General features: G+C 65.1%; 8 protein-coding genes. 6 read left to right on the forward strand and 2 right to left on the reverse strand.

All coding sequences use genetic code 11. The features are described 5' to 3' along the window. Positions 1 to 481 precede the first annotated feature (481 nt). From AC07R1_RS04740 to AC07R1_RS04765, 6 genes are all read left to right on the forward strand, one after another. Positions 482 to 2,623, forward strand: a complete 2,142-nt coding sequence (locus tag AC07R1_RS04740; RefSeq protein ID WP_011061268.1) for a type I secretion system permease/ATPase — start codon at positions 482 to 484, stop codon at positions 2,621 to 2,623. Further along, positions 2,620 to 4,008, forward strand: a complete 1,389-nt coding sequence (locus tag AC07R1_RS04745) for an HlyD family type I secretion periplasmic adaptor subunit (RefSeq protein ID WP_011061269.1) — start codon at positions 2,620 to 2,622, stop codon at positions 4,006 to 4,008. The genes AC07R1_RS04740 and AC07R1_RS04745 overlap by 4 nt, the downstream gene beginning before the upstream one ends. A gap of 2 nt (positions 4,009 to 4,010) precedes the next feature. Then, on the forward strand, positions 4,011 to 6,170 hold the full coding sequence (locus AC07R1_RS04750; protein WP_011061270.1) for a type I secretion system permease/ATPase: 2,160 nt from the start codon (positions 4,011 to 4,013) through the stop codon (positions 6,168 to 6,170). Between the two features lie 121 nt (positions 6,171 to 6,291). Continuing rightward, positions 6,292 to 15,303 (forward strand): TcdA/TcdB pore-forming domain-containing protein, encoded by a 9,012-nt coding sequence (locus AC07R1_RS04755; protein ID WP_495110204.1) that lies wholly within the window; start codon positions 6,292 to 6,294, stop codon positions 15,301 to 15,303. Positions 15,304 to 15,381: 78 nt separating this feature from the next. Beyond that, the gene (locus AC07R1_RS04760; RefSeq protein ID WP_495110205.1) at positions 15,382 to 16,887 is read left to right on the forward strand and encodes a TolC family outer membrane protein; all 1,506 of its coding nucleotides are present in this window, start codon (positions 15,382 to 15,384) and stop codon (positions 16,885 to 16,887) included. Between the two features lie 128 nt (positions 16,888 to 17,015). Next, the gene (locus tag AC07R1_RS04765) at positions 17,016 to 20,195 is read left to right on the forward strand and encodes an ATP-binding protein (RefSeq protein WP_495110282.1); all 3,180 of its coding nucleotides are present in this window, start codon (positions 17,016 to 17,018) and stop codon (positions 20,193 to 20,195) included. Here the strand turns inward: AC07R1_RS04765 and AC07R1_RS04770 are convergent. Together AC07R1_RS04770 and AC07R1_RS04775 are read right to left on the reverse strand one after the other, a co-directional pair. Then, positions 20,192 to 21,109, reverse strand: coding sequence for a LysR family transcriptional regulator (locus AC07R1_RS04770; RefSeq protein WP_342402130.1), 918 nt, complete (start codon positions 21,107 to 21,109; stop codon positions 20,192 to 20,194). The genes AC07R1_RS04765 and AC07R1_RS04770 overlap by 4 nt on opposite strands. Before the next feature lie 20 nt (positions 21,110 to 21,129). Beyond that, entirely contained in the window at positions 21,130 to 22,110 is a 981-nt protein-coding gene (locus tag AC07R1_RS04775) for a response regulator (RefSeq protein ID WP_065364056.1), read from the reverse strand. Positions 22,111 to 22,127 lie beyond the last annotated feature (17 nt).

The raw sequence follows: 22,127 nt of genomic DNA on the forward strand, positions 1-22,127 counted from the left end.
TCAACAAACAGTGGCATTTCATGCTCTCGGATTAACGCTGCGTATTCGACACGTGCAGAGACCGACCCGCAACGACCTGCAAAACATGCCGCCAAGATTAGAGGGTTATGTGCAGAGACGGTTGGGTTTGACGGATTATTTTGACCGCTGATTGCCATCACCGTTCAGGGCTGGCGCAACCAGTGAGGGCAGCGACTGGTACGCGCTGACACTCAGGTTGAACAGCCGTGGGCAGCGCTGTATCAGTAGCCTCGCCAGCCTGGGACCAGGTCCCTGTGCATGCGCAGCCTGGACATGCAGGGGATTTAGGGGACAGCCTTAAGTTTTAGTTAAAACGCTTCAATCAAACTGCTGATTATCATTCGTAATTGGCTGACTCAGACTGCGTTCGTGCCTCCATGCTCCCTGGAGCAAGCAACGAGCGGTCTATGCCAGTCAATATTGCAACAACCCGCAGCCTGTCCTCAGCGGATGCTCCGCTATGACAGCGCTGTCTGCCCCATCATCCGCGGCCGATACGGCCGTTCACTCAGCCTTGGCCTGCTGCCATCTGCTGCTGCAACTAACCCAGGAACGCGTACCGCAAGCCGCGGCCCCGCAATCCCTGGACCCTGACCCTTCGCGGGACCTGCGCCAGGCGGTCAGGGACTATGCACGCAACGCCGGTGTCGATCTTCGCCTGGAACGCCTGGCGCTGACCCGACTGACCCCAAAGATGCTGCCCCTTGCCTGGCGCAACCAGAGCGGCGAATTCATGCTGCTGGCGCGGCTCTCGGACACCCAGGCGCTGGTGCAGCGACCTTCAATGCCGACCCCGGACATGCTCGATCGCCTGCAGTTGGCCGAGCAGTGGAGCGGGGAGGTGATTCGCCTGCGCCAGAGCGGTTTGCGCTTTGATCTGTCCTGGTTCGTACCGGAGCTGCTGCGCCATCGGCGGATACTGGGCGAAGTGCTGCTGTGCTCGCTGTTGCTGCAGGTGCTGGCCCTGGCGACGCCGTTGTTCTTCCAGGCGGTGATGGACAAGGTCATGGTGCATCGGGCGCTGTCGACCCTCGACGTGCTGGTGATGACCCTGGTGGTGGTGGGCCTGTTCGAGGTGCTGCTCAAGGGTTTGCGCGAATACCTGGCGGCGCACACCGCCAACCGCATCGACATCGGCCTTGGGGTCAAGCTCTTGCGCCATCTGCTGGGCCTGCCGCTGCTGTACTTCAAGCAACGCCAGGTGGGGGCGATCATCACCCGGGTCCAGGAGCTGGACAGCATCCGCGAGTTCCTCACCGGTTCGCTGCTGACCCTGTGTGTCGACGTGGCCTTCACCCTGGTGTTTTTTGCGGTCATGGCCTGGATTTCCTGGCCGTTGACCCTGCTGGTGCTGCTGACCCTGCCCCTGTATGCGCTGCTGGCCTGGTTCAGCACCGGCCCGCTGGAGAAGCGCATCGAGCGCCAGTTCTACAGCGCGGCGCGCAACACCGCCTTTCTCAATGAAAGCGTCAGCAGCAGCGAAACCATCAAGAGCCTGGCGGTGGAGCCGCGCATGCAGCGTCGCTGGGAGTCGCAGACGGCGCAGATGGTCGAGGCCGGGTTTGCCAGCCAGACCCTGGGCAGCGCCATCAGCCAGACCGTGATGCTGTTGCAGAAAGTCACGGCGGTGGCGGTGATCTGCTGGGGCGCTAGCCGGGTCATCGACCTGCAGATGAGCATCGGCCAGTTGATTGCCTTCAACATGATGCTGTCCCACGTCAGCCAGCCCGTGGCCAAACTGATCGAGGTCTGGCAGCAGTTCGTCCGGGTGCGGGTGTCGGTGGACAAGCTGGGCGACATGCTCAACCTGCCGGTGGAGCAGGCCGAGGGGGATCTGCGCCCGGCACAGGCGTTGCGTGGCGAAGTGCGCATCGAACAGTTGGTGTTCCGCTACCGTCCGGAACTTGAGTGGGTGCTGCGCGGCCTGGACTTGCAGATCGCCGCGGGGCAGACCCTGGGCATCGTCGGGCCGTCCGGGTCCGGCAAGAGCACGCTGACCCGCTTGCTGCAGAAACTCTACACCCCCGATGGCGGGCGCATCCTGATCGACGGCTTGCCCCTGGATCAGTTGCAGCCGGCCTGGTTGCGTAGCCAGATTGGCGTGGTGCTCCAGGAAAACTACCTGTTCAACCGCAGCGTGCGCCACAACATCGCCCTGCGCCATCCCACCGCCTCCCTGGAAAGCGTGATCGCCGCGGCGCGCCTGGCCGGTGCCCATGATTTCATCCTGCGCCTGCCCCTGGGCTACGACACGGTGCTGGCCGAAGCCGGCAGCTCGTTGTCCGGCGGCCAGCGGCAACGCATCGCCATAGCCCGGGCACTGATGGGCGACCCGCGCATCCTGATTTTCGACGAAGCCACCAGCGCCCTGGATGACGAATCCCAGGCGCTGATCCAGGACAACATGGCGAGCATCGCCCAGGGACGCACGGTGATCATCATTGCCCATCGCCTGTCTGCGGTACGGCATTGCCAACGCATCATCGCTCTGGAACAGGGGCGCATCAGTGAATCGGGCAGCCACCAGCAACTCTTGGCCAACGGCGGTTGCTACTCGCGCCTGTGGGCGCTGCAACAGGCGCTGTGCAAGGAGGCGTCATGAGGTCCGGTGCGCTGTTGTCTCGCTTACGCCGCGCCTGGCAGCGCCTGGGTGACGCGCGGACGCGGCTCAAGCGCAGCCGCGACGAATACGAGTTCCAACCCGGCTACCTGGAAATTGTCGAGCGGCCACCCGCGCCCTGGGCACGTGGCACGGCACTGCTGCTGATCCTGGCGATCCTGCTGGCCCTGGGCTGGGCGATCCTCGGCTTTCTCGACATTCATGCCAGTGCCGCCGGGCGCCTCATGGTCTCCAGCTACACCAAGGTGATCCAGGCGCACGAGGCGGGTGAAGTTCGGGCCATCCATGTGCGTGACGGGCAGCGGGTCAAGGCCGGCGAGGTGCTGGTGGCGCTGAACCCGATCGGCATCGACGCCGAGTTGAGCGAGTTGCGCACGCAACTGGACTTCAAGCGTCTGGAACTGGCCCGGGCCCGTGCACTGCTGACCCCGGACCCCTTGCACAGCTACCAGACGCCTGCTGGCCTGGATGCACAGCAGGTCGCGGCGGCCCGGGAGCAACTGCTCAGTACCTGGAAGGAAATCAGCGCCAACCTGGACAGCCTCAACGCCGAAATCGCCATCAACCAGGCCAATCAAAGGGCCCGGGGCAGCGAGATCAGCGCCCTGGGCAAGCTGGCCAGCAATGTGCGCAAACGGCTCCATGCACGCCGGGCGATGGCCGCCGAACAGCTGATGCCCCTGGTGGAATTGCTTGAGCAGGAAAAGGAGCAACTGGACGTCGAGCGTTCGCTGGCCCAGCAGCAGGCCGAACTGCAGGTGCTCAAGGCCCAGGCGCAGAACCGTCGCGAGCAGCGCGACAGCTTCCTGGCCAGGACCCAGCGCGAACAGCATGAATTGCTCAACCGCAGCCAACAGGAGATCGCCGTGCTCGAGCAGCAACTGATCCGTGGCCGCGACCGGCAGCGCCTGCAAACCCTGCTGGCGCCGGTGGACGGTGTGGTCCAGCAACTGGCGGTGCATACCCTGGGCGGCGCCGTGCAAGCGGCGCAGCAGTTACTGGTGATCGTGCCCGAGGGGGCCGAGCTGGATGCCGAGGTCATGGTGCTGAACAAGGACGTCGGTTTCGTCAGGGCCGGCCAGCCCGTGGAGATCAAGGTGGATGCGTTTCCCTATACCCGCTACGGCACCTTGCGCGGCACCGTGGCCCATGTCTCCGGTGACGCCATCAAGGACGAACAGCTGGGGCTGGTGTTCCCCACGCGGATTCGCCTGGAGCGTGCGGCCATTGCCGCAGGGCAGGGCTGGATGCCCTTGCAGGCGGGGATGAGCGTGACCGGCGAGATTCGCACCGGCGAGCGGCGGGTGATCAATTACCTGCTGAGCCCGATTCGCGAGTATCAGTCCGAAGCGTTGCGGGAGCGTTGAGCATGACCCGCGCTTTCGATGCCGCTTCTGAACCCTCACCGACAATGCTCGACACCGGCCTGCACGCCCTGGCCTGGGCCGCCCGGCGCTTTGACCTGAGCATCAGCGTGGCGCAACTGACTCACCGCCTGGGACGGGTTGAAGGTCCGGCCGACAGCCTTGACCTGCGGCGCTGCGCCGGCTGGATCGGCCTGCGCGCACGGGCAGTGCAAAGCCGGGTGCAACGCTTGCATCACCTGCCGCTGCCGGCGCTGCTGGACACCACTCGGGGCTGGGCGGTGCTGGACGCGGTGGAGGGCGACCGGGTCCGGGTGTTCTGGCCGCTGCAGGGGCAATGCCAGACCCTGTCGCGCCAGGAGCTGGCGACGCTCTGGCAAGGCCATGATCAGGGACAGGGAGAGGTGTTGCTGCTGGCCGAGCGGCATGTGCAGCTGAAGACGGGTGGTTTCGGCGTCTCCTGGTTCCTGCCGTCGATCCTCAAGCATGGGCGCCAGTTTCGCAGCGTGCTGCTGGTGTCGCTGATGCTGCAAGGCGTAGCGCTGGTCACGCCGCTGCTGTTCGAGAACATCATCGACCGGGTTCTGGTCAGTCGCGGCCTGTCGAGCCTGCAAGTGCTGGGGATCGCCATGCTGGCCCTGGCGCTGTTCGAGCCCTTGTTCGGCCTGTTGCGGTCCTGGCTGTTCAGCAATGTGGCGAGCAAGATCAACGCCGAGCTGTCCGCGCGCCTGTACCAGCATCTGATCCAGTTGCCGCTGGGTTATTTCCAGCGGCGCCAGAGCGGCGAGATCATCGCCCGGGTCGGTGAGATGCAACAGATCCGCCAGTTTCTTACCGGCTCGGCCTTGACCCTGGTGCTGGACCTGGCGTTCTGCGGGTTGTTCATCGCCGTGATGTACAGCTACGCACCGCTGCTGACCTGGGTGGTTGTGGGCTCCCTGGCCCTGTATTTCCTCTTCTGGCTGTGCGTGGGCCCCTTGCTGCGCAGCCGGGCCTTGCGCGAATACGAGTTGAATGCGGCCAACACGGCGTTTCTCACCGAGACCGTGACCGGCATCGAGACTATCAAGACCGGGGCCATCGAAAGCGCCTTCCAGCAGCAGTGGCAGCGCCAGCTGGCGGCTTATGTGCGTGCGGCGTTCCACACCCGCATCGTCGGGATCTGGGCCGGGCAGGGCATCGGCCTGATCCAGAAGCTGACCGCAGCGCTGTTGCTGTGGTGGGGCGTGATGCTGGTGCTGGATGGCCAGTTGAGCCCCGGCCAACTGGTGGCCTTCAACATGCTGGCCGGGCATGTGGTGGAGCCGATCCTGCGTCTGGCCCAGGTCTGGCAGGACTTCCAGCACACGCTGATTTCCCTGCGCCGCCTGGGGGACATTCTCGACAGCGACTGTGAAAGCGGCAGCGGCGGCCTGGCCTCGGTGCCAGCGTTGCAGGGCGGGGTGAGCTTCCAGGGGGTGCGTTTTCGCTACGAGGAAGACGGCCAGGAGGTGCTGCGCCAGCTGGATCTGGAGATCCAGCCGGGCGAGTTCGTCGGCATCACCGGGCCTTCCGGTTCCGGCAAATCGACCCTGACCCGCCTGCTGCAGCGCCTCTATGTGCCCCAGCACGGCCGGGTGCTGGTGGACGGCATCGACCTGGCCATCGCCGATCCGGTGGCCCTGCGCCGCAACATGAGCGTGGTGCTCCAGGAAAGCGTGTTGTTCGCCGGCAGCGTTGCCGAGAACATCCGCCTGTGCCGGCCTCAAGCCAGCGACGCCGAGGTGCGGCACGCCGCCGGTCTGGCCGGGGCGGCGTCCTTTATCGAGGCCCTGGCCCAGGGCTACGAGACCGAGGTGGGCGAGCGTGGCGGCCAGCTCTCCGGCGGCCAGCGTCAACGCATTGCACTGGCCCGGGCCCTGTTGACCAACCCCGGCATCCTGTTGCTGGACGAAGCCACCAGTGCCCTGGACTACGAGTCGGAAGCGGCGGTGATGGCCAACCTGCAGGGCATCGTCCACGGCCGCACGGTGATCAGCGTCGCCCATCGCCTCAATACCCTGCGCCATGCGGACCGGATTCTGGTCATCGATCAGGGCCGGGTGCTCGAACAAGGCACACACCAACAGCTGCTCGCTCTGGACGGGTTGTATGCCCGGCAGTGGGCGCTGCAGATGAAGGACTGACCCCACCGACGGCAGGAGGACTCGCCCACCCGTCATGTCTCCCCACCCCGCAGTTCCATACCCATAGGCAGCCCTTCGCGAGACGCAGGGCTTGGCTCAAAACAGACAAAGGATCATTGCAATGGCTTTTATGTCCAAGGACTTCACGCGCCTGCTCAATACCCTGATCGACCAACAGATCAAGACGGCAGGGCGGCAAACCGAATGGTTCAACATGAGCGCCGACGAGCGTGCCGCGTACATCGGCCAGGTCGGCGAGCGCCTGCTGGAAATGCAGCAGAGCACCCTGAGCGTGCTGGCCGCCCAGCACTACCAGATGCAGGACAACCCGGTCTCGGTGGGCGACCAGTTGCAGGTGCTGCAACAACGCCGCAAAGAAATGAAGGCCATCGCCGACACGCCGGCCACCATTGCCTACAAGCAGCAACTGGACCGTGACATCCTGTTGTACAGCCGTCAGGACACGGCGATCAGCCACTATGACAGCACCTGGAACAAGGCCCTGCGGCTGCTCAGTCCCGGTGGCGCCAAGGCCGAGGTCCTGCAAGCCGATGCGCCGGCCAAGCAGAAAGAGCTCAAGGGCCGGATCAACCGCCTGGAGAAGCACCTGAGCCTGCAGGTGGCCGACTCCACCTTCAGCCAGACCTACGTGACCCTGTTCTCCGAGCTGCAGGCCTACAAGGAGGTGAGTACCCGCTACAACGCCTGGCTCAAGGCCGCCCCGCAGCAGCAGGCCGCGAGCCTGGACGCACTGGCCAAGCCACCTCGGGCCTCCGACGAGCTGCCGGTGAACCTTTCACTGCTGATGATGGAGGAGCGCCCGGGCTACATCCGCATGAACGTGGCGCTGGTCAATGCCAGCACCGATGGCCGCTTCAAGGACTTCTACCTGGAGCACGGCCGGCTGGTGGTGCCCACCGACGGCGTGCTGAATTTCTCCTTTGGCACCGCCGCCCGTTCCCTGGCCTGGCAGCAACAGTACCGGCTCAAGAGCGAGCCACCGTCCATGCGCTCGCCGACCTATGCACCGATTCGCTCGGTGCTGGTCAAGACCGGGTTCGTCGAGCAGTACTTCGCCAACCACCTGGTGTCGGAAAGCTCCCTGCGCGAAGGCTTCAAGGCCCAGGTGTTGAGCAACGGCCGCAAGCTGCTGTTGACCGGCGTCGATCGCAAAGTGCCCAACCAGGTCGGCATCCAGGTCTCGGGCCAGTCGCCCGGCACCAGCGTGACCCGTGAAGTGCCCCTGGCTGGCGCCTTGAGCGAACTGATCAACCAGAACGCGGACCTCAGCAGCTTCCAGACCCTGGGCGTCGAAGACTATCGGCAGAACAGCTACCACCCGGACCGCGACGGCCTGTTCGTCAATATTCATGAGCTGGAACGCTCGGTCGGCTTTGCCGAGCATCAGTACCTGCTGGAAATGCCCCAGGGTGACGCTTACCGTTCGGCGACGCCTTTTGCCGTGATGACCGTCGAGGGCGACAAGGTCAGCAGCAGCCACCTGAGCAAGGCCCAGACCGAGACCCTGTATCAATACAACGCAGCGTTTTTCGAGCGCCTGGAGCAATTGCGCGGCGAGGGCTTCAAGGCCAGCCGGCTGTTCGCAGGCAGCAGCGAGCGCGCCACCTTCGTGCAACAGCTGACGCGCCTGCTCGAACGCAACCACATCACCCCGGCCGGGGTGCTGCTGGCGCAACACAGCCGCCCGAGCCTGCGGGATATCAAGGGCAACAACCTGAACAAGGTGCTGTGGGAACAGGCCTTCGCCGCGTCGGTCTGGCAAAGCCACGACAACGATGAGCTGCTGTTCGGCCTGGGGCAGAACCTGGTGAAGAGCCAGGCGCTGAGCAAAGTCCTGCAAGGCGGTTATCTGCAGAGCGACATTGCCCAGGCCAAATTGCTGCTGGCACCGTTGTATGAACAGTGGCGCGCCCAGGCGATCGAGACGGAAACACAGCGAGTGGCCAGCGCTAACGCCGGGCAGCATCCAGGCAACCCGAAGGTGCATGTCTTCGATCAGGTGGCGGTGGAGCGCGGCCTGGACAGCAAGTTGCTGAACCTGTTGTTGAGCGGCCCCCAGGGCCTGGCGCCGGCCGACGTCGCGTTGCGGCCGACGGTCGAGGCGCTGTTGTCCGGCGACCAGGGCCGCAGCCTGCGCAAGCAGGCGTTGTTCCATGCCCTGCGCCCCGTGGCCGACAGTTTTTCCAAGGCCGCGGTGCCGGTCAATGCCCATGCCGCGCTGACGCCAAAAACCGGCGCCGACAAGGTCATGATCAACAACCGGCTGAACCAGCCCGACCCCTACCTGATCCTCAATACCCACCCGGAGCAGGCCCGGACCGATGCCGCGCTGCTGATCCAGGACGACAAGTACCGCAGCTACAGCCAGTTCCGCCCCGATCCGAACAATGAAGCCACACGCTACATGAGCGACCTGGACACCCCGTTCGTGGGGGGCATTTCCGGGACTACCCAGACCGTCAGCAATGCCTTGCCGGAGTTGTTCGGAAGCGCGCCGAGCGTCAAGCAGTACTGGCAGTTCCAGATGGCCAACGCGGCCTTCATGATCCGCAACGGCTACCACTCGTTCTTCGAAACCCTGTATGTCGCCGCCCGTTATGAACCCCAGGGGCCGGACAGCATCGGCAAGGACCTGCTGCAGACCTTCGACCGCTACCGTGCCGAAGGGCGCCGGGAGGCTTTGCATGGGGAGCTGTACGACGCCGTGATGGCCCGGGTCCTGCCCATCGTCAATCAAGGCCTGGCGCCGAGCGAGGAGTTCCATCCACCGCGCTTCACCGACCTGGGGCCGCTGCCCGCGCTGTTAGGGCAGGCCGCCAAGGACCGGCAACTCAAGACCGGGCTGGCGTCGCTCGGAGCCGGCTTCGAACCGCGCCAGGGCAGTGCCGACATTCACCAGTTTGCCGCCGACCCGGTGCAGTTCGCCCAGACCCACACCCTCAGTGCCGAGGCCCTGGTCAAGGCGGGGCGCTTGCCGGCCCAGGGCAACGTGCAGTTGGTGGAAGTCGCGCCCAGGCTGTATGAGCTCGAATACACCGAGCACAGCGCCAACTCCGTGAGCGGGAGCCCGGACAGCGTGCCGGCGTATTTCCTCGGCTACAACGGGCCGAACCAGGCCAACGCCGCGCCGGCCTATGTGGACATTCCCAAGCAGGCGCGCGCGGGCAGCTTCCTCTTTACCGGCACCTTGTCGGGCTGCTCGCTGGTGGTGACCAGCCTGGACGCCACTACCTATCGGGTCTATCACGACGGTCGGGTCAACAGTTCGCTGCTGTACGACAACGTGGTGATGGCGGTCGACTACAAGGACTACCAGGTGGCCGGCACCGCCGAGGGCCTGGCTGCGGCGTACATGCAGGTCGTCGACGGCCAGTGGCAGTTGGTGTTCCAGCGCCAGGAGTACCAGCGCGAAGGGCAGATGGTCTGGCCGAAGTTGCGCGAGGGTGCAGAGCCTCTTTCCATCCAGACCGCCGACAGCCAGGTGCAGGAACGCAACCGGACCCAGTTCGCCGAGTACCGCGAACAGGTGCACCAGAACCTGAAGAAGGTGGCGACCCAGTTCGGCGTGTCCACTGAAGGGGTGGCCGATGGCGTCTACAGCGGCGGCGACTTTTCTCCCGAGCACCCGGCCATTGCCGCCTGGAATCGGCTGCGCGATGCGGTCCAGGCCAAGGTCAGCGCCGACATCGAACAGCTCGGCAACCAGCGTTATCAACTCCAGGAGCAGCGGCGCGGGGCCAGCGACAAGAGCCTGATCGACCAGCAGATCAAGCAGCTCAACCTCACGCAGGATTTCTACCGGGCGCAGTACGAACCGGTGTTGCGTGAGGCCGCTTCGGTGGAAAAGACCTGGCTCTGGCAGCAGATCCAGGCCAAGCAGGGCAGTGCTGCGGTGGTACGCACCGACGACACGGCGATCCAGGGCGGGGGCGATGAGCGCAGCACCAGCGTGGGCGAGCGCTACGCTATTGCCGAGGCCTATCAGCGCGGGGCCCGGGGCACGGCATTCAGTGACGGCGTGCGGGATTTTCGCGAGATCAAGATCCCCGGGCTGGACGACAAGAAGTCGGCCCTGGAGATGAAGCGCCTGTTTCTCGACGGCCAGCTCACGCCTGGGCAGCGTGGCGCCCTGAGTGCCCGCATCAGTGAGACCAGCCAGGCCGAATACATCGACAAAGTGCTGCGCCAGACCGCGACCCTCAGTGAAGACTTCCGGGGCGCCGGCAGTGTCTTCGGCCAGTTGGCGCCCCAGGACTTCTACCTGTCGCTGGTGGGGGACCGCTCCGGAGGCCGCTGCTACCCGCTGGTCAGGGCCATGGCCGTCGCCCTCGCCAGGGGTGGTGAGGCGGGGGTCAACAGCCTGGTGCAGAAGCTGTTCCTGGCCTCGGCCGATCCCCAGGCGGGCAGCTCGACCTTGCTCAAGAACAGCCTGATCCGGCTGCATTCCAATGTCGACGCGGTCCAGGCCTCCAAGGCGCTGGGGCAGTTCCAGTTGTCCGACGTGGTGGCACGGTTGGCCAACGGCAGCAGCGACTCGATGTTTGCCCTCAACACCCAGAACCACTCGATGATGGTGGGCAGTACCCAGGGCCCCGAAGGCCGTCGCTACTACTTCTATGACCCGAACGTGGGGATCTTCGCTTTCGACTCCAGCAAGGGCCTGGCCAAGGCCATGGAGCAGCACCTGGTGCGCCGAAAACTAGCGGCGCACTACGGCTCGTTCGGCAGCCAGTCGCAGCCGGCCTTCAACCTGGTCGAGATCGACACCCACAAGATGGCCGAGGTGCCGGTGGGCAGCGGGCTGAACGTTGCCGATCTGTCCCGTCCCGAGGAGTTGGCCGGTGTCATCGGCCAACGCCGCCAGGTGGAGCAGGCGGTGGGTGCCCAGCAGCGCGTCAGCCAGGACCTGCGCCTGGGCGCAGCGCTGACCACGTTCGACGCCGAGCAATGGGGGGCGCGCTTTGACGCCGCCAGCACCCGGCTGGCCCGGGAGCACCAGTTGAGCAGCCAGTGGATACCGATCATCGCCAACACCGAGCCACAGCCGGAGGGCGGCTATCGGGTGCAGTTCATCAACCGTGACCAGCCCGATCAGACCCGCTGGCTGAGCACCGACGATGGCACCTTTGTCGAATTCCGTCGTTTCGTCGATGAGCACATGAGTGTGCTCAACGAGCACTTCACCCTGGAGCACGGACAGATCCGGCCCCGCGGCGGGGTCGGCGAAGTGGCGCATGTGGACGGCCTGAACGCGGGCTTTGCGGTCCAGACGCTGATCCAGTGGTTTGCCGACAAGAACCGCAAGGATGCGGCCCAGGGCGTGGTTTCACCGGACCTGGCCACCGCCCTGAAGATCCATAGCTACCTGGGCCTGGCGCAGATCGGCCATGGCACGGTGCAAGATGTGGCCAACATCACCCAACTGGTGCAAACCGCGTTGCGCGGCGAAGCCCTGGCCGCCGAGTCCTCGCTCAAGGACTTTGCCTCGACCCTGGGGCACACGGTCAACGAGGGCGCAGGCGTGCTGTTTGGCGGGGCCATGGTCGGCCTGGATGCCTATGAGCTGGCCCATGCCGAGAACGATGTGCAGAAAGCCGTATTCGGCACCCAGCTGGCGTTCGATTCGGCGAGTTTTGTCAGTGGCGCGGCGGGTATCGGTGCCGGGCTGATCGGCGCTTCGACAACGGCGGCGGTGCTGGGCGGCGCGGGGGTGATCCTCGGTGGCCTGGCGGTAGGCTTCACGGCACTGGCCCAGGCCTTTGGCGCGGTGGCCGAAGATGCCAAGGCGGTGGGACGTTACTTCGACACCCTGGACAAGGCCTACCAAGGCAACGGCTACCGTTATGACGAGAAACAGCAGGTGCTGGTGCCCCTGGCCGGGGCGGTGGTCAAGCGCCTCGACCTGCGCTCGAACGAGGTAGGTTTCGACAGCCAGTACATTTACCGCACTCACCACGGCTCCACCGGTTCCGGGGCGATCAACTACTTCTTCTGGGTCGGGGACTTTCCGCGGATGATCCACGACCGCGCCCAGGCGATCGAGGTGCGCAGCGGCATCGGCCACGGCGCCAAGCCGCCCAGACTCGACCACGGCGACAGCAGGACGGTGATCCTGCCGGGCACGCCCAAGTCCTACATCAGCTACGAGTACATGATCCTGCCGGGAGCCACCACCCGGCATGACACGGGTTTCGATGTGATTCGCAAGCTCGAGCAGGACCGGCGCTTCGACTACGACTTCTACATCTTCCCGAGCGAGGAGACGATCCGGCGGATTCACCAGGAGTACGTCGAGACGCCGGTAGAAGTGCTGCTAGATGGGCACAACCGGCAATTGGTGGTGCCGCAACTGCCCAAGGAGCTGTACGGCTACCTGCGCTACGACATCCAGGGCGCGGGCGGCGAATACCTGATCGGCCTCAACGAAGGCACCGAGGTCAGGCTCAGTAACGAGGCCGGCCGTCAGCCGTCACGCTGGATCATCGACAGCAGCCAGCTTGAGAGCGACAGCATCACCGTGGCGAAGGACCACTTGCTGGTGGGCGGGGTCAAGGTCAGGCTCGATCCGGCCCAGAGCGGGCAGGTGCTGCTGGTCAACGCCAAGGGCGAAGTACGGGCAGCCGATTTTGCCGGCCAGACCACCTACGTGGTGAAGGAAGACGCCAGCCAATGGCAGGTGTCCGGGCAGCGCATCGAACAGCACCTCAAGGAGCTGGCCCAGGCCCATCAGTTGCACGGCCAATACGTGGTGGTGGAGAACTACAAGCACGGTGAGCGCAATGTCGGTCGGGCGTACTACGACGTTGCCAAGGACCGCATGCTATTCACCGACACCGATGTGCAACAGGCGCGCAACGCCCAGTTGGGGGCGGTCATCGGCGAGCATGCCTACTTCGTCGATGCCGAGAACGCCGCCGCGTGGCGGGTCGATATTGCCAGCGGCAAGGTCGATGCGCAGTTCGCCCCTGCGTTCAACCAGAGCGCCGGCCAGATCAGCCGGTTCTGGCAAGAGGGCGATGCGGTGTATCTGGCCCGTCGTTATCAGCTCAAGGAGCGGGAAGCCGAACTGAGCTTCCGTATCCTCGGTGACCGCATGGAGCTGGTGGGGGTGGTCGGCGATGAGTCGTTGCTGCAACTGTCGGCAAGCAACAGCCAGCATGGCAAGGACGCCAAGACCCTGCTCAATACCCTGCTCAAGGGCTACGAGACTCAGGCCACCCAGCGCGATACCCCGGTGTACAGCCTGGGCGCGCCCGTGCTGGAGCCGACTGCGGCAGAGCTGATCACGGTGTTTGGCCTGGACAACGCCAAAGTCGCGCACCGCTACTGGGTGCGCAGCAGCGACGGCATCGTGATCAAGCCGAACCTGGCACCACCGGCCGGGCAGGCGCCGCGCGCCGATGCCCCGGGGCAGGCTCAAAGCGCCTGGCAGATTCCGGCCGACCTGGTGTTGGCGGGCAGCCAGGCGCAGCCCGGTGGCCAGGAAGTGTTTTATTTCTACAGCAAGGCGCAGCAGGTGCTGTTCCGCCAGGAAGGGCCGGGGCAGAAGGTGCTCGATGCCGGCCAGCCAAGCGCCTTGCGGCTGAGCACGCCGCCCCTGGCCAATGTGCTCAATCTCAATGGCCATCTGCTGGCCGTGACCAACGACGGGCGCATGGCCCGGATCGAGGCGACGGGACGGCTGAGCTATGAGGCGGTCAACGAGCATTGGCTCAAGGCCCACAGTAACTGGTGGAAAAACCTCGCCGAGGTCGCCGGCAGCAATGCCACCCTGGCGGTATTCGGGGTCAAGGCCGCCGACGGCAAGAGTGCGTTGCCGGTGTGGTACCACAACGGTCAGGTGGTGGTGGCATCGTCCGCGCTGCAAGGCAAGCCGCTGCAGTTTCTCGGCTTCGACAGTGCCAGCGCCCGTGCCCGGCTGTTCGAGCCCGAGAGCGGCAAGCTCTATCTGCAGCCGCCGCTGACAGCGCAAGCACTGGCCACCGCGTTTGGCAACGACGAGGTGCTTGAGGCCTCGGCGCAATTGCCGGCCGCCATTGACTGGATGCCCAAGCTGCAACTGCGTTCGGCGGTCCAGGTCGATGCCGGGTTGCGCCTGACCACGGTGCAAGGCGAAGTGCTGCTGCGCAGCAACAACGGCGATGTGCAACTGGTGGCCGTGGACAAGGGTTGGCAACAGGCGCGGCTGAGCAATCTGCCCCAGGCCCTGGCAACCGTGGCTGGCCAGTGGGGCGCCAAAGGCGTGTTGAGCTTGCAGGACGGCGACACCCGCGGCTGGTTCGATATTGCCAGTGGGCAGATGTTCGCCAGCAACGGCATCCCGGGTGGCAGCGACTTGCGCTTTATCGGCGTCGCTGCCGGGACGCCGAACTCGGCCTATGTCTACAGCCCGACGGCGCAGGCGCTGTATCTGGTCAAGGACGGCAAGGCGCTGCAGCTGGGCCATTACGCAAATGTCGAGCGCATCGGCTCCTCGCTGCTGCTTCAGGGAGCCAGCGGCAATGCTCCTCAGGATGACCTGGCGCCGCCGTTGATTGCCGGGGTCGACAGCGTGGTGCTGCACGGCGGCGCCGGGGATGACACCTATCGTTTCAGCCCGGCGATGTGGGCGCATTACCGCTCGGTGGTCATCGACAACGATGATCCGGGCCTGGCCCTGGATCGGGTGATCCTGCCGGTGGCCGATGGCAAGAATATCCTCGTCAGCCGTCGGGGCGAGGACGTGCAGCTGACCGACACGGGCAATGGCACCGCCCTGGTGCTGCGCCAGGTGCTGGGCAGCCAGGCGGCCGCCCATGGGCATTTGCTGATCGAGCTCAAAGGCGATTCGTCGATGATCAGCGTCGAGCAACTGCTCAAGGGCTTTGGCCCGAGCGGATCGGCCGGGGACAGCGTGTTCGAACTGGCCTGGAGCCAGCGCGAGACGCTGCCGGCGGCGAACGCTCTGAGCTCGGTGGCGGATGTGCCGGACTCGGCGGCAGATGGTCGGGGCCCCAGCCTGGCAAAACTCAGCGGGGCCATGGCGGCCTTCGCTGACACTGGCGGTGCTCGCGAACAACTGCCGAAAAACCATCAGGCCGCGCAGGCGGTGCTGGTGCCTTCACTGACCTGACCTCGCAGGAGAAACACAGGAGGGGCGCAAAGCCCCTCCTGTCTGCGGCGCCCTCTTTTCCCGGTGTTAGATCCAACCATGAGCAAACCCATGAATTCGCGGCAGCGAGCCCTTGCCGGCTGGCTGCTTGTCGTCCCACTGCTGGTGGCGCCCCTGGCGCAGGCGGCCCCATTGCATCGGCAAGACCTGCCACAAGACTCGGCACAGCATCCGCCAGCCCATGTGCCACAACAGCGGCCCCAGGCGCTGCCCAGTGACCTGTGGCGGGTGTACCTGGATGCCCGGCAGAACAACAGCGAGCTGGCGGCGGCGCAGGCCGATCAGGCGGCCCGCGCCGAGGCGGTGCCCCAGGCCCGGGCCGGCCTGCTGCCCACGCTGTCCGCCAGTGCCGATCTCAATGCCACCAGCACCTCCCTGCAGCAGCCGCGGCAGGACACCCGGCGCAGTGGCACCAGTTATCAGGCGGTGCTGAACCAGCCGATATTCCGCGCCGATCGCTGGTTCACCCTCAAGGCCGCGCAAGCTGAAGACCAGCAGGCCCAGCTGGAGCTGGCCGCCGCCGAGCAGAAACTCATGTTCGACAGCGCCCAGGCCTACTTCGGCCTGCTCAAGGCCCAGGACGCCCTGGCGGCGGCCAAGGCCGAAGAAGCGGCGCTCAAGCGCCAGCAGCAACTGGCCGAACGGGGCTTGCAGCTGGGCCTGTCGGACCGCACCGATGTGCTGCAGGCCCAGGCCGGGCATGACACGGCGCGGGCCAACCGCATCGTGGCGCAGAAGCAGACCGACGATGCCTTCGAAGCCCTGGACACCCTGACGCATCAGCAGTACCAGGCAGTCCAGGGACTGCGCCACGACATGCCGGTGCTGTTGCCCGAACCCAACGACGCCCGGCGCTGGGTGGACACGGCGGTGCACCAGAACCTGACCCTGCAGGCCAGCCAGTTTGCCCTGGAGGCGACGCAGCAGACCCTGAGCGCGCGCAAGGCCGGGCACGCGCCGACCCTGGACGCGGTGCTGCGCTACCAGACCGGGGACAACGACGCCCTGGGCTACGGCAACAGCGATATCCGTGGCAATGGCTACGGTGGCAATGTCGAGCAGCGCACGGTCGGTCTGCAGTTGAACATTCCGCTGTTCAGTGGCGGCCAGACCCGCTCCCAGGTGCGCGAAGCCCACCAGCGGATGAACCAGCGCGAGTACCTCAACGACGGCTTGCGGCGTCAAGTAGTGGAGCAGACCCGCAACCTGCATCGCGGTCTCAACAGTGGTGTCGATCAGGTGCAGGCGCGGCGCCAGTCGATCATCTCCAACCAGGGCGCCGTGCTGGCCTCGCAGATGGGCTTTCAGGTCGGAACCCGCAATATCGTCGATGTGCTGGAGGCGCAGCGTCAGCTCTATAACGCCGTGCGCCAGTACAACAACAGCCGCTACGACTACATTCTCGACACCCTGCGGCTCAAGCAGGCGGTGGGGACATTGTCGCCCCAGGACCTCAGGGCGCTTTGTGATTACCTCAAGGCCGACTACGATCCGGACCGCGATTTTCTGCCGCCGGAGTTTCCACGCCGGCTGGCAAAACGCTGACAGGGCCAGGCAATGCCTTGGACAAGGGTTGGCGGGCACCGATTTTTTTCAGGTAAAGGGGGACAGGGTTGTACGGGTTATTGGACTTCTTCGACAGTCACAGGCGCTGCTGTTATGCCCTGGGCGTGATGATCGCGGGCGGCGCCGCAGGGGCGCTGGGCAACTACTACCGTGTGCAGGTCGAAGACGTCTACCGCGCCAGCATCCAGATGCAGACCCGGGAGCAGGCCCAGGACCTGGAACAATGGAAATCCAACGGTTTTGCCATTGGCGCACTGTCGATCCTCGGGCGTCACAACCCCTCGCTCAAGCGCATTGTCCTGGAGCCCGAACCCTCTGCGGACCTGATGGAGCGGGCCACCATTCCCCTCAAGACCCTGTCCCTGGTGGTGGAAGCCAACCATGCGTTTGTTCTCAACCGGGAAGGGGTGGTGGTAGCGGCCCATGACCAGCACGGGCAGACGCCCCTGGGGCTGAACGTGGCCTTCCGCCCCTACTTCAAGGTGGCTCTCGATGGCGGCAGCAGTGTCTACGGCGCCATCAGCGCCACCACCGGCACTCGCATGTTCTACATGGCGGTGCCGATCTTCGAGTCGCGTACGCGCCAGGACAAGGTGATCGGGGTGCTGGTGGCGCGTTTTGATGCCGATAGGCTCGATGCCAGCCTGAGCAAGCCGTACAGCGACGATCTGAAGATGATCCTGTCCCCCAGCGGCGTGGTGCTGGCCGCCAGTTCCCCGGCCTTTATCCTCAAGTCCGACCGCGCCTGGCCCTGGAACCGGTTCACGGGGGAGATCCGCCGCCAGTTCAGCGACTATCGGTTTGCCAACGGGGTGCCCGAACGCTTGCCCTTCGATGCCCATCAGTCGGTGGTCCAGCTGGACGGCCGGCGCTATAGCCTGTCCCGGGTGGATTTCGACTGGAATGACCCGAGCGGTCCCTGGACCCTGATCACCCTGGGCGACCTGGATACGCTGTTGCCGGGGGAACAGGTGCTGCTGATCGAGGGGCTGAGTGCCCTGGTGTTCTTGCTGTTGCTGTGGGGCGGCCTGCGGCGCCTGGCCGATGCCCGGCGGCACAAGCGCGACGTGGCGCAGATCGAGCAGAGCGAACAGCGCCTGGACATGGCCCTGCAAAGCGGGGCCCTGGGCCTGTGGGACTGGAACCTCAGCCTGGGGACGGTCATCAACAACGATGTCTGGCTGCAGATTCTTGGCTACAGCAAACAGCAGATGGAACAGGCTTTCGGCCATGGCCTGGAGCGCTGGACCGCTCTGGTGCACCCGGACGACTACGAGCCAGTCATGGCCCGGCTCAAGGCGCACCTGAACGATGAAGTCGGCGAATACCGCGCTGAGTACCGCATGCGCAACAAAGAGGGGCAATGGCTGTGGGTGCTGGACATCGGCAAGATCATGCAGCGCGACGCCAGTGGAGCACCGACGCGGGTCACCGGGGTGCTGCAAGACATCAGCGAGCGCAAGGCGGTGGAAGCGCAAATCCAACAGTCACGACAGGATGCCGAGCGGGCGACCCAGGCCAAGTCGGAGTTTCTCGACTGCATGTCCCATGAGATCCGCACGCCGCTGAACGCGATCATCGGCATGGCCCACCTGGCACTGGACCTGCCGCTGGAGCCGGTGCAGCGCGACTACATCGAAAAGATCGACCGTGCGGCCAAACATCTCGTGGGCACCATCAACGGCGTGCTCGACCTGTCGAAGATCGAAGCCGGCAAGCTGAGCATGGAGCAAGTGGGCTTCGACCTGCGGGAACTGGTGGACGATGTGTTGCTGCTGGTCCGCCAGCGCGCGGAAGAAAAGGCGCTGCGGCTGCAACTGGATATTCCGGCTTCACTGCCGCGCCGTTATGTGGGTGATCCGCTGCGTCTGGCCCAGGTGCTGACCAACCTGGTGGACAACGCGATCAAGTTCACCGAGGCCGGCCATGTTTGTATCGGTGTGTGCCTGGTGCGCCAGTGGGATCATCAGGCGCTGCTGTGCTTCAGCGTCACCGACACCGGGGTGGGCATCAGCGACGAGCAGCAGGCCCGCTTGTTCAATGTCTTTGTCCAGGCCGACCGGTCCATCAGCCGGCGTTATGGCGGCAGCGGCCTGGGGCTGACCATCTCGAAGAAAATCGTGCAACTGATGCAAGGTGATATCTGGGTGAAAAGCCAGCCAGGGCAGGGCGCAACATTCAAGTTCAGCGTGCAGTTGAGCCTGTCGCCGTTACCGCTTGAGGAAAACTGCGCCACGCCTGCCGCGCCGGCGACTGGCGCCACAGCGGGGCAGGGCGCGATCAATGACCCGGTACGCTGGCTGGCGGGGACGCGGGTGCTGGTGGTCGAGGACAACCGGCTCAACCAGGAAGTGTTGCAGGGCCTGCTGCAGCGCGTGGGGGGCCAGGTGGTGCTGGCGGCGAACGGTGCGCAGGCCCTGCGTCTGTTGCTTGAGGAGGGGCGCTTTGACGCTGTGCTGATGGATTGTCAGATGCCGGTCATGGACGGCTTCGCCACGACCCGCAAGATTCGCGGGTATCCGCACCTGCGGTGGCTGCCGATCATTGCCGTGACCGCCAGTAGCCAGGCCGATGTGCAGGGCAGGGCGCTGGCGGCTGGCATGAGCGATCTGCTGAGCAAGCCCCTGGAGGTCGCGGCGTTCTATCGGACCCTGGTGCGCTGGATCAAAGCGACGGACATGCCGGTAGCGCAAGTTCCGGCGCCTCCGGGTACAAGCGTCTTGAACTCGACTTATGCAGGCATCGACACCGCGCGCGGGCTGGCGGTGGTGAACCAGGACCTGGCCCTGCACCGCAAACTCCTGGCCGACTTTCGTGACAGCCAGCAGCAGGTCATCGAACGCTTGTGGCAAACCCATGCCGCAGGGGACCTGGCCGCCCTCGGCTCTCTGGCCCACAGCCTGCAGGGCAACGCTGGGAACATCGGTGCCACGGCGGTCAAAGAGGCCGCTGGACAACTGGAGGAACAGGCGGGCGGGCCGGCAGCGCTGGGGCCGCTGATCGAGCAGCTGGCGCGGTGCCTGGAACCGGTGCTGGCCGGCCTGGCGTCCCTGCCAGGGGCAGCCGACGGGGATCTGGCACCGCAGCAGCTGGGGCTGGACCCTGAGCAGGTGTTGGCACTGAAGCGCTTGGCCAAGCTGCTGCGCAGCCATAATGCCCAGGCCCTGGCGCTGATCGATGAACTGTACGAGCAATACCCCTGTGGCCCTCTGCGGGCCATTCAAGAGCGGATCTACCGGTTGGAGTTCCAGCAGGCCCATGACCTGCTTGTCGACTTCCAGGGCTAGCGGGTGTCCTGGGTCAGGGCCTGATAGCGGGCCATGCGGTCGGTGCAGTGCTCGACCAGGCATTGATGCAAGGCGCGCAACGACGAAGTGATCTGCGAGCGGTGCGAGACCACCAGATTCAGCGGCGCCGCGTCGGACTGCCAACCGGGCAGCAACGGCAGCAGGCGACCGGCGAGCAGGTCCTCCACGACATTGAGCAGCGGCAGGTTGACCACGCCATGGCCAGCCACGGCCCAGCGCCGTGCGGCATCGCCATCATCACAGCAAAAATGCCCTTGCACCGGCACGTCCTCGACCTTGTCGGCCCCATGGAAACGCCAGCGGCCCTCCGGGCGGCCAATGCTGTGGCAGATGATGCATTCGTGCTCGCTCAGCTGTTCCGGCGACTCGGGCTGGCCATGCTCGGCCAGGTAATCGGGCGCGGCGCAGGCGATGAAGTAATGCTGCTTGAGCACCGGTAGCTCGACCAGATCCAGTGCCAGGTTCTTGCCGTAGCGCAACGCCGCATCGAAGCGGCCCTTGAGCAGGTCCTCTTCCTTGTCGCTCAGCGCCAGCTTGATGTACATGCGCGGCCGTTCCTGCTTGAGCCGGGCGAGCATGTCCAGCAGCAGGTTGCGGCCCAGGTCGGAAGACACCGTGAGTTCCAGCATGCCGTCATCGTGGCGCAATGAGCGCTTGCCGTTGGCCAGGATCTTCAAGGCGTGCTGGGCACTTTCCAGGTAGCGCGCGCCTTCGGGGGTGAGCTTCATGGTGCGGGTGGAGCGGGTGAACAGCCGCACGCCGAGGCGGTTTTCCAGGCGCTTGAGCCCCAGGCTGGCGGCAGCCGGGGTGATCGACATGACGCGAGCGGCGGGGGACAGGCCCTGCAGCTCGGCGATCAGAATGAACAGCTCCAGATCTGCGAAGTTAGGCATTGGCCAGGCTCACCATCCATTCACCGGCCGAAAAAACTCTGTGACGAACTCAGCAAGGCCGCCGACAGCGGCTCCGGGTCGCCGGCGATGCATTGCTCGAACCCGGGCTGGCGGTACATCTGGCCCATGGCTTGCGCATGCCGACTGTGGAGGTCCTCGGTGCTGGCCTGGAGCAGGCTCAGGTGGTAGTTCAGCGCCAGGGCGAACAGACGGGCCGACAGGGACAACCGCTCGCAGGTGTGCAGCTCGCCAGGGCCCTTGAGCAAGGCATCGGCGTGGGTGATTTTCCAGGCAAGGTTGAGGATCGGGTCTTCCGGCTCGGCGTGGGCGAGAATCTCTTCAATCAGCAGCCTGCTGTGACCCAGGGCCTGATCGATACGGCTGCCCGGCTGATTGAGGCCCATCAGCGCCAGGCAGGCAGCGCTGCGCAAGGCCGCGGGGTCGCGCCGGCTCGGGCTGCTGCGCAGCAGAATCGACAGGGTATCGAGCAGGGCCTGGAGGCGAATCTGCGGATTGCCGGCCAGTTGCAGGGTCAATGCACTGACAAAACCGTCGCGCATGTCGCTGCCGGCGCAAGGTCCGGCCACCGCTTGCAGGTCATGCAGGGGTTTGTTGCGGTAGCCCAGTTGCGTTGCCACCCGGGCCAGTACCACAGGGGGCGAAATCGGCTTGGCGATGTAATCGGCGGCGCCCAGCAGCAGCCCCAGGCGTTCGTCTTCGACGCTGCTGCGCGAGGTCAGGAAAATCACCGGAATGGCTGCAGTCGCCGGATGACTCTTGAGCTCGCTGAGCACCTGGAAGCCATCCATCTCCGGCATCAGGATGTCGAGAATGATCAGATCGGGGCTGGCACTGCGAGCCAGGGCCAGGCCACGTTCGCTGTTCTTTGCCAGCAGCACTTCATATTCGGCGGTCAGGGTTTTCGACAGCACGATCAACGATTGCGGATCATCGTCGATGGCCAGGAGCGTATAGGGCTTGGGAACATGCTCTGCGGGCATGACGAGGGGGCCTGAAC

Source organism: Pseudomonas sp. GW821-FHT07F01, assembly GCF_059418825.1.

Coding starts and splice junctions, on each gene's coding strand:
- AC07R1_RS04740 (WP_011061268.1), top strand. CDS start 482: ATGACAGCGCTGTCTGCCCCATCATCCGCGGCCGATACGGCCGTTCAC.
- AC07R1_RS04745 (WP_011061269.1), top strand. CDS start 2,620: ATGAGGTCCGGTGCGCTGTTGTCTCGCTTACGCCGCGCCTGGCAGCGC.
- AC07R1_RS04750 (WP_011061270.1), top strand. CDS start 4,011: ATGACCCGCGCTTTCGATGCCGCTTCTGAACCCTCACCGACAATGCTC.
- AC07R1_RS04755 (WP_495110204.1), top strand. CDS start 6,292: ATGGCTTTTATGTCCAAGGACTTCACGCGCCTGCTCAATACCCTGATC.
- AC07R1_RS04760 (WP_495110205.1), top strand. CDS start 15,382: ATGAGCAAACCCATGAATTCGCGGCAGCGAGCCCTTGCCGGCTGGCTG.
- AC07R1_RS04765 (WP_495110282.1), top strand. CDS start 17,016: ATGATCGCGGGCGGCGCCGCAGGGGCGCTGGGCAACTACTACCGTGTG.
- AC07R1_RS04770 (WP_342402130.1), bottom strand. CDS start 21,109: ATGCCTAACTTCGCAGATCTGGAGCTGTTCATTCTGATCGCCGAGCTG.
- AC07R1_RS04775 (WP_065364056.1), bottom strand. CDS start 22,110: ATGCCCGCAGAGCATGTTCCCAAGCCCTATACGCTCCTGGCCATCGAC.